Below are 17,646 nucleotides of genomic sequence, written 5' to 3'. Positions count from 1 at the left end.
CATGGGCGTCACGCGCGCTCGGCGGTGAGGAGATGAAGCAGGGTGGTCGACGGAACAGACTGCGGCGGTCCGGACGACCATTCCGCGATCGCGGCCCGTTCGTCGGCCGTCACGATCGCGGGCGAACTGATCGGCTCGTCCGGCGACGACGTCAGACCGTCGAGCAATGCGACCAGTCGGAGTCCGAAGCCGCGGGCCGTCGCCTCGTCGAACAGGTCCGTCGCGTAGACCAGCCCGACCGACCATCCGTCGGCCGCGGTCGTGACAGTCACCGAGAGGTCGTACTGGGCGGGGACGACGGGCGGGTCGACGGGTTCGACCGTCAGACCGGCGACGGCCTCGGCCGGAGCGTCCCTCGACTCGACGAGTGTCAGTATCACCTGGGCGAGCGGACCGAACGCCTGCGAGCGCACCGGCGCGACGCGGTCGACCACGGCCTCGAACGGCACGTCGGCGTGCGCGAACGCGTCGAGATCGGCCACGCGGACGTCGTCGAGCAGATCGGCGAACCGGATCCGCGGCGGGACCGACGTCCGCAACACGAGGGTGTTGACGAACATGCCGACGAGCGGGTCGAGGGCGGCCGCTCCGCGACCGGCGACAGGCGTCGCGACGGTCACGTCATCGGTCGCCGTCAACCGCGACAGCAACGCGGCGAGCGCGGCGTGGACCACCATGAACTCGCTCGTTCCGCGGGCTGCGGCCAGCGCGCGGACGCGGCCCGCGGTGTCCCCGGACAGCGGCACCGACACGCTCGCCCCGCGATGGGAGGCGACGGCCGGACGGGGCCGATCGGTGGGCAGGTCGATGACGTCGGGGGCCCCGGCCAGCGCCGACTCCCAGAAGTCGAGCTGTGCGCCGAGGATCGACGCCGGGTCGTCCGGACTGCCGAGCGCCGCTCGCTGCCACACCGCGAAGTCGGCGAACTGGACGTCGAGCGGCGCGAACGACGGCGCGACGCCCGCCGCGCGCGCCAGATACGCGGTGACGATGTCGCCGATCAGCGGTCGCATCGACTCGCCGTCGCCGACGAGATGATGGAGGACGGCGACGAGGACGTGCTCGTCGCCGGACACCGGGTGCAGGCGGACGCGGAACGGCGGAGCCGCCGCGACGTCGAATCCGGCTCCCGCCGCAGCGGTCAGGTCGGCCGGATCATCGACGACCAGCCAGTCCGGCGCCACCTCGGGGTGGATGGTCTGCACGGGTTCGCCGTCGACGGACCCGAACGTGGTCCGCAGGATCTCGTGCCGGGCGACGACGTCGCCGACCGCGGCGCGCATCGCGACGACGTCGAGGCGTCCGATCAACCGCACGGCTATCGGGATGTTGTAGGTCGCCGTCCCCGGCTCGAGTTGCTCGATGAACCAGATCCGCTGCTGTGCGAACGACAGCGGCAGTCGGTCGGGTCGAGGCGCGGCCGCCGTCAGCTGCGGCGTCGACGAGGCGTTGCCCGCCGTCGCCGCGACGAGGTCGCGGACAGTCGGGGCCGAGAAGACGTCGCGGACCGACACCGCTCGTCCGAGGACGTCCGCGGTTCGGGCGGCGAGCCGCGACGCCGACAGGGAGTTGCCGCCGAGGTCGAAGAAGCTCGTCGTGACGCCGACGCCGTCGGCTCCGAGCACCTCCGCGAACACCGCGGCGACCGCTTCCTCGCGGGCGTCGGCCGGGGCGGTGAACTCGTCGGGGGCCTCGCCGGGATCTGGCGCGGGCAGTGCCCGACGATCGAGTTTGCCGTTGGCCGTCAACGGCAGCTCGTCGATCGCCACGACGAGATCGGGGACCATGTAGGCGGGCACCGCCCGTCCGACCGCGGCGCGCACGGCGGGTGCGTCGAGTTCCGCGTCGCCGTCGAGGACGACGTAGCCGACGAGTCGATCGTCTCCGGCGCCTGTCGACGACACCGTCGCGGCGGCGCTCCGCACGCCGGGCGAAGCGAGCATCGCGGCCTCGATCTCGCCGTACTCGATGCGGTAGCCGCGAAGCTGGACCTGGGCGTCGCCCCGACCGAGGTAGGCGATGTCGTCGCCCACTCGTCGGGCGAGGTCGCCCGTCCGGTACATGCGCGATCCGGGCGGGCCGAAGGGGTTGGCGACGAACCGTCCCGCCGAGAGACCGGGTCGACGCAGGTAGCTCTGCGCGAGCTGTCCGCCGGTCACGTACATCTCACCGATGAACCCCTCGGGGACGGGTCGGAGCCGTTCGTCGAGGATGTGCAGGCCGAGCGAGGCCAGCGGCGGACCGATGAGGCTCGGGTCGTCGGCCCGAACGACCGCCCTGTCGAGCGGCGCGAACGTCACATGGACGGTCGTCTCGGTTATGCCGTACATGTTGACCAGGGTCGCGGGGTCGTTCGGGAAGTCGTCGAACCAGCGGCGGACGTGCTCGAAGTTGAGTTCCTCACCGCCGAAGACGAGGTAGCGCAGGGCCGACGCGTCCTGCCCGGCGTCGCGGCGGGCATGGGCGAACTGGTAGAACGCCGACGGCGTCAGCGACAGGACCGTCACCTGTTCGTCCGCGCACAGGCGGACGAACTCGGCGGGCGAGCGCGCGACGTCGCGCCCGACGATCACGAGGCGCCCGCCGGTCAGGAGCGGACCCCACAGCTCCCACACCGAGAAGTCGAACGCGTACGAGTGGAACATGGTCCACACGTCGGTCGACTCGAACGCGAAGTCGGTCGCAGCGGTGTCCATCAGGGTGACGACGTCTCGATGAGTCACCTCCACACCCTTCGGCCTGCCCGTCGACCCGGACGTGTAGATGACGTACGCCCGCGAATCGGGGTGGATCGCCGGGACCGGCGCGGGTGCGCGGCCGGGCGTCAGGTCGTCGACGTCGATCACCACGACCTGCGGCGGCAGCGAGAGCCACAGGTCCGAACCGGCGGTCTCGGTGTCGACGAGCAGCGCCGACGGCTCCGCATCGGACACGATGAACGCGAGCCGGTCGGCCGGATTCGTGGTGTCCAAGGGCAGGTACGCGGCGCCCGCGGACAGGACCCCGAGGATCGCCGCGGGCAGGGCGACACTGCGGCTGGTGGCGATCGCCACCAGGTCGCCTGGCACGACTCCCGCCGCGGTCAAGGACGTCGCGATCGCGGCCGCCCGCTCGGACAGCTCCGCGTGGGTGAGGGTGTCGACGCCGTCGGACACGGCGCCGTCGGCGCCGTACCGGGCCGTGGTCTCGGCGTACAAGTCGACAAGGGTCCGACCCGTGTTGACGGTGTCGACGACGGGTGCGGTCAGCGCCGCCGCGTATCCGCGGTGATCCGCGGACTCGATGTCGGCGATCACCGTTCCGGGGTCGGCGGCGATCGTCTCCAGGATGCGGTGCAGTGCCTGCGCGACGACGTCGATGCGGCGTTCGTCGAAGGCCGACGGCAGGTACGTCAGGGTCATGTCGAGCCGGTCGCCGTTCTCACCGGTCACCATGATCAGCGGATAGTGCGTGGCGTCCAGCGTGTCGACGCCCTCCACCGTGAGTCCGCCGAGGTCGCGGTCCCGCAGGGAACCCGTGTCGACGGGGAACGACTCGTGCACCGCCAGCGTGTCGAAGAGCTGTCCCGCACCCACGACCGCCGACAGTTCGGGCAGTCCGATGTGGTGATGGTCGAGCACGGCGACCTTGGCCGCCTGCAGGTCGGCGAGCACGTCGGCGGCGGTCGCCGCCGGATCGAGGTCGACGACCACCGGGACGGTGTTGATGAACAGGCCGACCATCGATTCGACGCCGGGGAGGTCGGCCGGTCGGCCGGACACGGTCTCGCCGAACGCGACCGTCCGCTGCCCGGTGATCCGCGACAGCAGCAGGCCCCACGCGACCTGCAGGACGGTCGACACCGTGACGCCCCGTGACCGCGCCGCCGCGGTCACGGCCGCCGTCAGATCGGCGTCGATGGGCACCGTCCGCTTGCGCGGCGGATCATCCGTCGTGACCTGTGCGCCCGGCGCGACGAGTGTCGGGGTCGTGACCCTGTCGAGGACCGGCGTCCACGCGGCCAGTCCGGCCGCGGTGTCGGCGCCTGCGATGTACCGGAGGTAGTCGTGGAAGTCGCCCGCGGCCCCGGTTCCATCGGTGAACGTCCGGCCGGTCGCGTACAGGGCGAGGAGATCGGCGAGGACGAGCGGTCCGGACCAGCCGTCGAGGAGGATGTGATGGTTGGTGACGATGAGATCGGCGCGCCCGGACGACCGGACGAGCGCGAACCGCATGAGCGGCGGCCGTGCCATGTCGAACGGTGCGGTCCGCTCGGCACGGGCGACCGCGTCGACACTGTCGCCGATGTCGCCCGCGGCCTCGACGACCGTCCACGGGACGTCGACGTCCGGCGGCACCACGGCCGCCGCGATCCCGCTCGGCGTCCGGACGTACCCGGACCGCAGGACGTCGTGACGAGCGAGGAGGTCCCCGGTGGCCGACCGCAGCCGGTCGACGTCGACGTCGCCCGCGAGTCGGATCACCGACTGGGTGACGTAGACGTCGACCGCCCCGTCCGCGCGTCCGGCCTCGGCGAGTTCGGCCTGGAACGCCAGGCCGCTCTGCAGCGGCGACAGCGGCCACACGGCGGCTCCGGGATACTCGCGCGCCAGGGCGTCGAGGTCGTCCTGTGTCAGGTCGACGCCTGTGACGTCGGACGGGGACAGCCCCGGATCGCCCGCGGCGACGTCGGCGGCGATCGCGGCGAGGGCGTCGACCCACCGGTCGGTGAGATCGTCGACGTCGGCGACGCCGAGGACCGCGGAGGGAGACGCGAGGTCGAGGACGAGTTCACGACCGTCGTCGCCGGTCCGGGTGGTGACGGTGACGGTCAGCGCCGACGTCGTCATCGCACCCGCGAGGCTCGCGGGCAGCGCCGGAGCCGCGGCGTCGGGCAGGAAGTCGCCGACCGTGGTCTCGGCCGACGTGTTGCCGAGGTAGTTGAAGGTGATCGCGGGCAGCGGCCGGGCCGCGACGTCGGTCGTTGACGCGTATCGCAGGACGCCGTAGCCGAGTCCGTCCCCCGGCCTCGCGAGCAGTTCCTCCTTGACGGCCTTGACCGCGTGGACCGGATCGGCCGCGCGCGGCAGCAGGACGGGAGCGATGCTGGTGAACCAGCCGACGGTCCGAGCGAGGTCGGCTCGGCGCGGATCGGGTCCGGACTCGAACGCGTCCTCGACGCGACCGTGACCTTCCAGCAGGACGGTGACCGGCGCGTCGTCGTCGATGCCGCGCGCACGCTGCCACTCCGACACCGCCCGACCGAGGGCCGCGAGGAGCAGGGCGTCGACCCCGGTGCGGAACGCGTCGGCGGCCCCCGCCAGCAGACTCTCCGCGACCGATGCGGGGACCGTCCTGGTGCGGGAGACGACCGTCGCGGCTCGATCGCGATCACGGTCGAGGCTCACCCCGAAGTCGGTGACGCGTTCGGGTGACCGCGCGAGCCAGAAGTCGACCTCGGCGGACCGGGCTTCCCGGTCGGCGGCCAACGCCGTCGACCACGCGCGCGCCGACGTGCCTTCGGGCCGCAGATCGATGTCGCGACCGTCGACCTGCTGGGCCCGCGCCGTGATCAGGTCCTCGACGACGATCCGCCAGGAGACGGCGTCGATCCCGAGATGATGGATCACCACGACGATGCGCCCCGCACCCGACGGGTCGGTCAGCAGGACCGCCCGGACGAGCCGGCCCGCCGCCGGGTCGAGGTCGCGGCTCACCGCCGCGAAGGCCTCGGTGACCGCGTGGGCGAAGCCAGCCGTTCCGACGGCCGTATCCGTCGTGCGGGCCGATACCGCGCCGACCGGATCGAACGGCGCACCCGACTCCAGCACGGCATGGCCGTCCGCGGATCGGCGGAGCGTCGCCGACATCATCGGATGGGCCGCAACGAGCGCGTCGACGAGGTCCCGGAGCTGTTCCACGGTGAGCCCGGCGGGCGCGTGAAGCACCGCGGACTGGGAGAAGTCGGCGTGGTCGGCGTCGGTGACGGAGTTCTCGAGCATCCATCCGACACCGGCGGGCAGCGGCGTGTCGCCGCGCGGTCCACCGTCGGGCTCGGGAAGCTCGGCCACGCGGGAACCGCCTGCCGTCTGAGCCGCCATCGCTCGGATCGTCTTGAGCTCGAAGATCTCGCGGGGCGTCAGCCGCAGCCCCGCGGCCTTCGCCGCGGACGACAGTTGGATCGACATGATGGAGTCGCCGCCGAGCGCGAAGAACGACTCCGTCACGCTGACGGCGTCGAGGCCGAGGAGTCCGCCGACGATGCGGGCGAGGGTCTGTTCGGCGTCGCTGCCCGGAGCGACGTGTTCGGCGCGCTCCGCGGTGTCGGGTTCGGGCAGCGCTTCCCGGTCGAGTTTGCCCGTCGGGGTCAGCGGGATCTCGTCGATGACGATCGCGGTGGTCGGCACCATGTGCGCCGCGAGACGGGTCGCGGCGTCGTCCAGCACGGCGTCGGCGTCGACCCGGGCTCCCGGCTTCGCGACGAGATAGGCCACGAGCTGGGTGTGCGTGCGGTCGCCGACACGGCTGTCGCGGCCGATGACGAGCGCCTGCGCGACACCGCCCCGATCGGCGAGGACGGCTTCGATCTCGCCGAGTTCCACGCGTTGACCGTTGATCTTGACCTGGTGGTCGGCGCGTCCGGCGAATTCGATGTCGCCGGATCTGGTGAGTCGGACGAGGTCGCCGGTCGCGTACATGCGGTCGCCGGGGGCGCCGAACGGGTCGGCGACGAAACTCGTCGCGGTCAGCCCGGAGCGTCCGAGATCGCCTCGGGCCAGTCCGGCCGCCGACAGGTACAGCTCGCCGACGACGCCGACCGGCGTCTCGTGGAGCCTGGCGTCGAGGACACGGGTGGTGAAGCCGGTGATCGCCTTGCCGATGGTGACCGGTTTGCCGGCCATCATGCGCGACCGCGTCGCCCACACCGTGGTCTCGGACGGCCCGTAGAAGTTGAAGATCCGACGGCCGCGTCGTGTCCACCGTTCGACGAGTTCGGGCGGGCACGCCTCGCCTGCCGTCGCGAGGTTGCGGACGCTGTCGGCCCGTTCCGGGTCGACGGTCGCCAGCACCGACGGGGTGATGACGAGATCGGTGACCTCATCGCGGTCGATGACCTCGGCGAGGGCGTCCCCCGCATAGTCGGCGTGCGGTGCGATCACCAGGGTGTGTCCGGCGAGGATCGCCCACGCCATCTCGAAGAACGACGCGTCGAAGCTCGGCGACGCGACGTGCAGGATCCTGGTGTCGGGGTCGTCGTCACGCGAGCCGGTGACCTTGGCGTGGGAGTCGACGAGGTCGGCGACACCGCTGTGCGAGACGCCGACGGCCTTCGGGCGGCCCGTGGAGCCGGACGTGTAGATCAGATAGGCGAGGTTCGCGACACGGACCGAGCCGTTGCGCTCGGCGTCCTCGATGTCGTCGTCGCGGTCGGAGCCCAACTGCGCCAGCTCGAGCCAGTCGGTCCCCGACCGGCCGAGTCGGTGACGGGTGGCCGCGTCGGTGATGCCGATCTCGACGGCCGAGTCGGCGAGCATGTAGTCGATGCGGTCCTGCGGATACGCCGGATCGACGGGTACGTAGGCCGCGCCCGCCTTCACCACGCCCCACACGGCGAGGACCGAGTCGATCGACCGTTCCAGGCCGATCGCGATCACGTCGTCCGGCGTCACGCCCCGCTCGAGCAGGGCTCGGGCGATCGTGTTCGTCCTGGCCTCGAACTCGTCGTAGTCGATCTCGACGCCGTCGCAGATCAGCGCGGGATGTGTCGGATCGAGGTCGCGCCGGGCGAGGACGTCGACGAGCGTTCCGCCCTCGACGTCGCCGCCGACCGCGACGGTCTCGATCGCGGGCCGCGACGCGCGGCGCGTATCGGCGATCACGATGTCACCGACGGCGACGTCCTGGTCGGCGATCATCGCGGCCAGCACGCGGCGGTAGACGTCGGCGAATCCCACGACCGTCGACTCGTCGAACAATGCGGTGGCGTAGACGAGTTCCAGGCTCATCGGGGCCGTCGCGGTGCGCTCCTGCACGGCGGCCATCAGCTCGAACTTGGCCTCGACGTCGGTCGGGGCCAACGCCTGCGCGCGGATCCCGGCCGCCTCGACGACCGCCGTCGGGTCGGCCTTGTCCCCGTAGGTGAACGTGACCTGTGCGAGCGGCGGATACGCCGCGGATCGTTCGGCCCCGAGACTGTCGACCAGGTCGTCGAGGGCGACGTCGGCGTTGGCGAACGCGTCGAGGACGGTGGTCCTGGTGTCTGCCAGGATGTCGGAGACTCGGGCCGACGGGGCGACGTCGGTCCGCAGCACGAGGGTGTTGACGAACATCCCGACGAGATCGTCCAGGGCGGCGTCGGACCGTCCGGCGACCACCGTTCCGATCGCGGCGACGCGCGTCGACGCCAGCCGGGCGAGGGTGACGGCGAAGGCCGCCTCGGTGACCATGAACGGCGTCATCGAGTACCGCGCCGCCAGCGCGGCGACCCCGTCGGCGATCGAGTCGTCGAGCTCGGCGACGACCCGGCCGCCCGCGGTCTGCTGCGTCGACGGCCGCGGGCGGTCCATCGGCAGGTCGGTGACCTGCGGCAGGTCCACGAGGTGCGCCGCCCAGTACGCGCTCTGCCTGCCGAGCGGCGTGTCGGCGTCATCGGTGGAGCCCAGGTGCGTCGACTGCCAGAGCGCGTAGTCGGCGTACTGGACGTCGAGCGGAGCCGCTCCGGTGGAGCCGTGTGCCCTGGCTGCGTAGGCCGCGAGCAGATCGCGAGCCAGGACGGGGACCGACTCGCCGTCGAACGCGATGTGGTGGACGGTGATCGCGACGGCGACACCGGTGTCGCCGACGAGGACACGGCCCCGGACGGGCGCCACGACGCTCACGTCGAAGCCGTCGGCGGTGGACGCGAGCAGGGCGTCGATGTCGGAGACGGTCGCCCAGTCGAGGTCGCGCCGTGCGGTGTCGGAGTCGAGGACCCGCTGCACCGGCCTGCCGTCGACCGTCGGGTACACCGTCCGCAGCACCTCGTGCCGCTCGACGACGTCCCCGAGCGCCTCGGACAGGACGACGGCGTCGACGGCGCCGTCGAGCCGCAGCACCAGCGGGATGTTGTACGCGCCCGACGCCGGGTCGAACTGGTTGAGGAACCACATGCGCTGCTGGGCGCGCGACACCGGGACCACGGGTGGTCGGGGGTCGGTTCGGACGACGGCGGGCAGCGCCGCCGCCCGGCCGTCGAGGAGTGCGACGAGGTCGCGGACCGTCGGCGCGTCGAACACGTCCCGAATGGTGACGTCGACGCCGAGCGCCTCGCCGACCCTGGACACCAGGCGCATGCCCGACAGCGAATTGCCGCCTAGTTCGAAGAACGAGGTCGTCGCCGACACCTCGCCGACCGGCACGCCGAGGAGGACGGCGAACACGTCGGCGACGGCGCTCTCCCGGCCCGCCGCGGGCGCGACGTACTCGCGGTCGCCGACCGTCGGCGCGGGAAGTGCGCGACGATCGACCTTGCCCGAGGTCGTCAGCGGAACGGACTCGAGCGGCACCCACACGGCGGGCCGCATGTACTCCGGCAAGGCGGAGGCGACCGCGGCGCTCACGGTGTCCGTCTCGACCGTGTCCGGGGCGTAGTAGCCGACCAGCTGTTGTCCGCCCGGCGTGTCGACGACGACGGCCGCCGCGTGCACCACGCCTGGCGCGCCGCCGATGACCGACTCGATCTCGCCGAGTTCGATGCGCTGACCGCGCAGTTTGACCTGGAAATCGGTGCGTCCGAGGTAGTCGAGCTCGCCGTCCGCGGTCCACCGGACGGCGTCGCCGGTCCGGTAGAGGCGGCCGCCCGCGGGACCGTACGGGTCCGCGACGAAGCGTTCGGCGGTCAGGTCCGGCCGCGCCGCGTAGCCGCGCGCCACTTGGACTCCGCCGAGGTACAGCTCACCGGGTACGCCGACCGGCGTCGGACGCAGGCGCGCGTCGAGGACGAGCGTCGTGACACCGGGCACGGGCCGACCGATGGTGACGGCGGTGTCGCCGGGGGCCACCGTGCGGGCGGTGACGTCGACGGCCGCCTCCGTCGGACCGTACAGGTTGTGGAGTCCGACGCCGGGCAGTCGGTCGAGCAGCGCGCCCGCGACCGCCGGGGTGAGCGCCTCGCCCGATGCGAAGACGTGTCGCAGCGAGCCGAGGGACGCGACCCGGTCGCCGAGGACGTCCACGAACGCCGCGAGCATCGACGGCACGAAGTGCAGGACGCTGATCCGTCGGTCGGCGATCAACCCGGCCAGGTACGACGGGTCGCCGTGACGACCCGGTTCGGCGATCACGAGCGGCACGCCGTGCAGGAGCGGCCAGTACAGCTCCCACACCGACACGTCGAAGGTGACGGGCGTCTTGTGGAGCACCCTGTCGTCGGCGGAGATCGGGTACCACGCGTTCATCCAGGCCAGACGGTTCGCCACCGCCTCGTGCGAGACGGTGACGCCCTTCGGCCTGCCCGTCGAGCCGGAGGTGAACAGGGTGTACAGGGCGTCGGTCGGGCGGATCGGGGCCGTTCGCTCGGCGTCGTCGACAGGCCCGGCGTCGCCGACGATCGGCGCCGCGGAGTCGACACCGATCACGGTGACCTCGGCGACGGCGGACGGGACGGGTGCGCCCGCCCGGACCAGCGCGAGGTCGACGCCAGCCGTGGCGAGCATGTGACCGCTGCGGCCGACGGGGGCCTGCGGGTCGAGCGGCACGTACTGGCCGCCGGCCGCGGTGATCGCGTGGACGCCGACGAGCAGTTCCACGCTCCGCTCCATGCAGACCGCGACCGCGCTGCCGGGACCCACACCGTGTCCGATGAGGGTGCGCGCGAGCACGTTGACGCGCGCGGCGAACTCGGTCCGGGACACCTCGCGGTCGCCGAACACCAACGCCGCGTCGTCGCCGACGCGCGTCGCCGCCGTCGCGCAGGTCAACGGATCGACGTCGCCCGCCGTCGGACCGGTGGACCACGCCAGGAGCCCGTCGACGTCCGAGTCGCTCAGGAGGGGGACGTCGCCGACCGCGGAGTCCGGGGCGGCGACGAGGCCGTCGAGCAGGTCGACGAACGATGCGGCCAGAGTGTGCGCCGTCGCCTCGTCGAAGAGGTCCGCCGCGTAGACGGCCGACGCCGTCCACGTCTGACCGGCCGACACCACGACGGTGAGGTCGCGGTGCGCGGGGACGACCGCGGGCGCGAGCTCGGTGAACGTGACGCCCGCGGCGTCGACGCCGTCGCGGTCGATCGAACCGACCGGGTCGAACGAGAGCATCACTTGTGCGAGGGGCGCGAACGCCTCGCTGCGGACCGGAGCCACGGCGTCGACGACGGCCTCGAACGGCACGTCAGCGTGGCCGAGGGCTTCCAGGTCGGTCCGTCGGACAGCGTCGAGAAGGTCGACGAACGACTTCCCGAGATCGATCTCGGTGCGCAGGACGAGCGTGTTGACCCGCATGCCGACGAGGCCGTCGAGCGACGGATCGGCCCGCCCGGCGGACGGGGTGGAGATCGCGATATCGGTGGTCGCCGACAGCCGCGCCAGCAGCACCGCGAGCGCGGCGTGCAAGACCATGAACACGGTGGAGCCCCTGGCCGCCGCGATCTCCTCGACGGCGCGAGCGACGCGGTCGGGCACGTCGAACTCGACCAGTCCACCGCGTCCGGACGCGACGGCGGGTCGGGGACGGTCGGCGGGCAGGTCGATCACGGCGGGCGATCCGGCGAGCACGCCCCGCCAATGATCGAGTTGCGCGGCGACGAGCGACTCCGGGTCGGTCAGCTCGCCGAGGACCGCCCGTTCCCAGACTGCGACGTCGGCGAACTGGACGGGCAGCGGCTCGAAGCGAGGGCTCTCCCCCGCCGACCGCGCCGCATACGCGGCCAGGAGATCAGCCACCAACGGTCCGAGCGACTCGCCGTCGGCGACGATGTGGTGGGCGACCACGGCGAGCACGTGGTCGTCCTCGCCGGTCCGCGCGAGCCGCGCCCGGATCGGTCGATCGGTCCGGACGTCGAACCCGCGACGCAGGTCGGCGTCGATGTCCGCGCGGGACCCGGCGACCGCCCAGTCCGGCTCGTCGACGGCCGACACGTCCTGGTAGGGCACGCCGTCGTCGTCGGGGAATCGGGTGCGCAGCGACTCGTGTCGCGCGACGACGTCGCCGAACGCCGCGGCCAGCGCGTCGACGTCCAGGGCTCCCGCGATCGCGATGACGACCGGGACGTTGTAGGTCGGGGCGCTCGGGTCGAACCTGTTGATGAACCACATGCGCTGCTGCGCGTACGACAGCGGGATCCGGTCCGGTCGCGGCTCGGCGCGGGTCACCGGAGGAAGTGCGGCGTCGTTGCGGAGGACGCGTTCGGCGAGTCCGCGCACCGTCGGAGCGTCGAACACGTCCTGAATGGACGCGGAGACGCCGAGCGCGGACTCGATGCGTCCGGCGAGGCGCATCGCCGACAGCGAGTCGCCGCCGAGATCGAAGAAGCTCGCCGTCACCGAGACTGGCTCGCCGCCGAGGACGTCGGCGAACGCCGCGGCGACCGCGGTCTCCGCCTCCGTCGCCGGGGCCACGTGCTCGACGACCTCGACGACGGGTTCGGGCAGGGCGGCCTTGTCGAGCTTGCCGACCGGGGTCAGCGGCAGTCCGTCGAGCAGGGTCACCGACGCGGGGACCATGTGGGCGGGCAGGCGGGCGCCGAGGTGGGCGCGCAGTTCGGCGGCGTCGACCGCGGCGCCGGGGACGGGGACCACATAGCCCGCGAGGGCGGTGGCGACCGAGCCGCCGACGCCGACGACGACCGCCGAGGCGACGGCGTCGTGATCGGCGAGCGCGGCCTCGATCTCGCCGAGTTCGATGCGCAGGCCGCGGAGTTTCACCTGATCATCGGTGCGCCCGGAGTAGTCGAGGACCCGGTCGCCCGACGCGTCGACGCGCCACCGGACGAGGTCGCCGGTCCGGTACATGCGGCCGCCCGGCGTGAACGGGTCGGCGACGAACCGTTCCGCCGTCAGTCCGGGGCGGTCGAGGTAGCCACGCGACAGTGCCCCGCCGACCACGTACAGTTCGCCGGCCACGCCGTCCGGCGTGGGGCGGAGTGCGGCGTCGAGCACCAGGAATCCGACCCCGGCGATCGGTCCGCCGAGCGCGACGGGCGCACCGGGCGCCATGGGCGCGCTGATCGCGACGCCGATCGTCGTCTCCGTCGGCCCGTACAGGTTCTGAATGCGCAGGTGCTGTGCCCACGCGTCCTTCAGCGACCGCGGGACGGCCTCACCGCCCGCGTAGACGACGCGCAGCGCGGGCAACGACATCGGGTCGAGGGTCGACAGGACCGTCGGGGTCAGGAACGTGTGGGTGATCGCCGAGGTGAGCATCAACTGCGTCAGCGCGGCTCCGCCGACCGCCGCGGCGGGACGGTACACCAGCGTGCCGCCGCTGATCGTGGCGAGCAGATACTCCAGGACGGACGCGTCGAAGCTGGGTGACGCGAAGCCGAGGACACGGGAGTACTCGTCCGCACCCGACCGGCGTGCCTCCTCGACCGCGAAGTTCTTCAGGCCGACGTGCGTCACCGACACGCCCTTGGGGCGCCCTGTCGACCCGGACGTGTAGATGACGTAGGCGACGTTGTCGGTCCGGGCGACCCCGTTGAGTTCGTCGGCCCGGATCGGCTCGGTGTCTGTTCCCGAGAGGTCGGCGATCAGGGCGTCCGCGTCGACGACCGTCCAATCGACACCCGACGTCGGCAGATCACGGCCGCCGGACACGGTGAGGCCGATGCGCGCACCGGAGTCCTCGATCATCGCCGTCACCCGGTCGGCCGGATAGTCGGGGTCGATCGGGACGTAGCCCGCCCCGGTCTTGGCGGTGGCCCAGATCGCGACGAGCAGCGTGGTCGACCTGCCGACGGCCAGGGCGACGAGCATCTCCGGTCCCGCGCCGAGCGCGAGAAGACGTCGGGCGAGTCGGTTGGACGCCCGGTCGAGCTCGGCGTAGGTGAGGCGGCTCGACTCGTCGGCCACCGCGAGCCGCGGGCCGTGCGCGGCCGCAGCGCGAGCGAAGATCTCCGAGAGCAGTTCGGGCGCGGTCGCGGGCCCGCCGGTGACGATCTCGGCCGACAGCGGCGCGTCCGGCTCGGCGGGCGCGTCGACGGCGGGGCGGGTCGGCGGCGCGTCCACGACGACGGAGTCCAGACGCGCGTGCCGGTCCGCGACCCCGGCCGTGAGCAGTCGCACGAGGCGGTCGGCGAAGGTGACGACGGTGGCGTGCTCGAACAGGTCGGCCGCGTAGATCACCTCACCGCGCCACGCCGGGTCGGCGGCGCGCTCGACGCGCACGAACAGGTCGACCTTCGCCTGTGCCGACTCCACGTCCTCGGGGACGATGCTCAACCCGTCGATCACGCCGTCGAGGGCGTCGCGAGCCGCCGACTCGTCGAGCGTGAACCACACCTGAGACAGCGGTGCGAACGCCGCGGAGCGTTCGGCGCCCGTCGCGTCGACGACGTACTCGAACGGGACGTCGGCGTTGGCGAACGCGTCCAGGTCGGCCGTCTTGGCCGCTTCGATCACGTCGTCGAAGGTGGCGTCGCGTGGAACCGGGGTGCGCAGGATCAAGGTGTTGACGAACATCCCGACGAGCGGATCGAGGACGGCTTGTCCGCGGCCCGCGATGGGCGTGCCGATCGCGACGTCGTCGGCGCCGGTGAGGCGGGCCACGAGCGACGCGAGCGCGGCGTGGACGACCATGAACGGCGACGCCGACAGTTCGCCCGCCACCCGGACGATCCCGTCGGCGACCGCCGGATCGATCGTGAACTCCACGCGGCGGCCGAGGCCGGAGGCGACGCTCGGTCGCGGCCGGTCGAGCGGCAGGTCCACGATCGGGGCGAGCCCGGCGAGCTGCCGCGTCCAGTACGCGAGCTGCCGCCCGGTCACCGACGCCGCGTCGTCGGGCGAGCCGAGGGCTCCGTGTTCCCAGAGGGCGACGTCGACGACGTCGACCGCGAGCGGGGCGAACTGCGGCGCCCGCCCGGCCGAGCGCGCCCGGTACGCGGTGACGAGGTCGGCGACGAGCGGTCGCACGGATTCGCCGTCGGACGCGATGTGGTGCGTGATGAGCGCGAGCGTGTGCACGTCGGGTTCGAGACGGAGCACGCGGACGCGGATCGGCAGATCGGTCGTCACGTCGAATCCGGTGGCGCACGCGGCGGCGACGTCGTCGGCGCTCGAGACGACGGCCCAGTCGAGCAGCGATTCGATCCGGTCCGTGCCGTGGACGTTCTGCACGGGTCCGCCGCCGACGCTGGGGAAGGTCGTCCGCAGGGCCGACTGGCGGGCCGCGACGTCGATGACGGCGGCGTGCAACGCGTCGAGGTCGAGGGCGCCGGAGACCCGCAGGAGCGCGGGGATGTTGTAGGCGGCCGACGTCGGATCGGTGCGGTTGACCAGCCACATCCGCTGCTGTGCGAACGACAGCGGGATGCGGTCCGGGCGGTTCTCGACCCTGACGATCGGGGGCAGTGCGGGCGCTCGGTCGGCGACGGCCGCGGCGAGTTCGCGGACCGTCGGCGCGTCGAAGAGATCGCGGACGGTCAGGTCGACGTCGAGGGCTTCGCCGACGCGGCCGACGATGCGGGCCGCGGCCAGGGAGTTGCCGCCGAGGTCGAAGAACGAGGCGCTCGCGCTGATCCGGTCGATGCCGAGGACCGCCGCGAACTCGGCCGCGACGCGGCGTTCGGTGTCGGTCGCGGGTTCGACGAACTCCGCGGTCCGCAGCGACGGTTCGGGCAGGGCGCGGCGGTCGAGTTTGCCGTTGACGGTCAGCGGCAGCTGATCGAGTTCGACGATGACGTCCGGGACCATGTAGCTCGGCACATGCGCGCCGATCGCCTGGCGGAGTGCGGCGTCGTCGATCGCCGCGCCGTCGGCGGGCACGACGTAGCCGACGAGGAGGTCGTCTCCGCTGGCCGCCGTGACGACCATCGCGGCGGCGCCGGACACCTCGTCGACGCGGAGCATGCCCGCCTCCACCTCGCCCATCTCGACGCGGAAGCCGCGGAGCTGGACCTGGCCGTCGCTGCGCCCGAGGTATTCGACGGTGTCGCCGCGCCTGATCGCCATGTCGCCGGAGCGGTACATGCGGTCGCCCGCGGCGCCGAACGGGTCGGCGACGAACCGCGTGGACGTGAGGTCCGAGCGGTTCTGGTAACCGCGGGTCACCTGCGGGCCGCTGACGTAGATCTCGCCGGGCACGCCGTCGGCGGTGTGCCGGAGGCGTTCGTCGAGGACGTGGACCGTCAGCGCGGGCAGTCCGTCGCCGATGTCCGAGGCGTCGGTCGATTCGACGAGGTCGGCGGACAGCGCGCGGAACGTCGTGTGCACGGTGGTCTCGGTGATGCCGTACATGTTGACGACGACGGTCTGCTCGTCGGGGAAGCTGCGGTACCAACGACGCATCTGCTCGAAGCTGACGGCCTCGCCCGCCAGGACCACGAATCGGATGGCGCTCGCGACGTCGACGCGTTCGCGGGCCTCCACGTACTGGTAGAACGCCGACGGCGTCTGGCTGAACACGGTGACGCCCTCGGCGGCGAGCAGCGCGACGAGCTGATTCGGTTCACGGGCGACGTCGCGGTCGACGACGACGAGTCGTCCGCCGAACAGCAGCGGACCCCACAGTTCGAAGACGGAGACGTCGAAGGCGTGCGAGTGGAACATGGACCACACGTCGTGCTCGTCGAACCCGTAGTGGGACTGTGCGGCCGCCATGAGCGCGACGACGTTGCGGTGCTCCACCTGCACGCCCTTGGGGCGGCCGGTGGACCCCGACGTGTAGATCACGTACGCAGAGGCCGCCGGATCGACGCTGGTCGGCAACGCCGTGGTGGACTGCTCCCCCGCCGCGATCAGCTCGTTGAAGTCCCACCGGTCGAGTGCGAGCTCGTCGAGTCCTCCGCCGACGGAACGGTCCACGAGGAGCCCTCCGGGTCGGGCGTTCTCGACGATGTAGCGGAGGCGTTCCACCGGATGCGCGAGGTCGAGCGGGATGTACGCGCCGCCGGCCTTCATGACGCCGAGGACCGCGATCGGCAGATCGACCGTGCGGTCGACGGCCATCGCGACGGTCACGTCCGTCCCCACACCGCGCTCGACGAGAGCGCGCGCGAGAGCCGTCGAACGACGGTCGAGCTCGGCGTAGGTGAGGGACGTCCCGTCGCGGTCGACGACGGCCACTCGATCGGCGAACCGGTGCACGGCCGAGGCGAACAGACCCGGCAGCGAGGCGAAGTCGGAGGTCCCGATGATCGCTTCGGCCGCGGCGCGGAGTCCGGCGACGGCGCCCGCCGCGGCGATGATCGCGTCCACCGGCGACATCTCGGGGGTCTTGATGATCGCGGAGACGCCGGGCGTGACGGCTCCATCGGTGTCCAGGCCCTGCGCGGCGAGCACACCGGCGGTGGCGCTGAGCCTGCTGTGCAGATCGGCGAAGGAGACCGGGCCCGCCGGACCCGACACCGCGTCGGCGGTCGGTTTCAGGGCCGCGGCCGCCGCGACGAGACCGAGTGTGGTCGGCACAGTGCCCCAGTTGGAACTCAGGACAGTCGCGTCAGCCACGGTGGTCACTCCCCTATCTCGATTCATT

At 72.3% G+C, this 17,646-nt stretch carries 1 protein-coding gene; it reads right to left on the bottom strand.

Features of this window, described 5'->3' with window-relative positions; all coding sequences use genetic code 11:
- Positions 1-8: 8 nt before the first annotated feature.
- A complete protein-coding gene (locus tag GYB83_RS01770; protein WP_161893845.1) occupies positions 9-17,618 on the bottom strand; it encodes a non-ribosomal peptide synthetase in 17,610 nt (5,869 codons plus the stop codon).
- Positions 17,619-17,646 lie beyond the last annotated feature (28 nt).

Origin of the sequence: Gordonia spumicola (assembly GCF_009932475.1) — a bacterium.
Lineage (GTDB): Bacteria > Actinomycetota > Actinomycetes > Mycobacteriales > Mycobacteriaceae > Gordonia > Gordonia spumicola.
The sequence above is the reverse complement of the archived record's forward strand: the minus strand, read 5'-3'. Positions and strand labels throughout refer to the sequence as shown.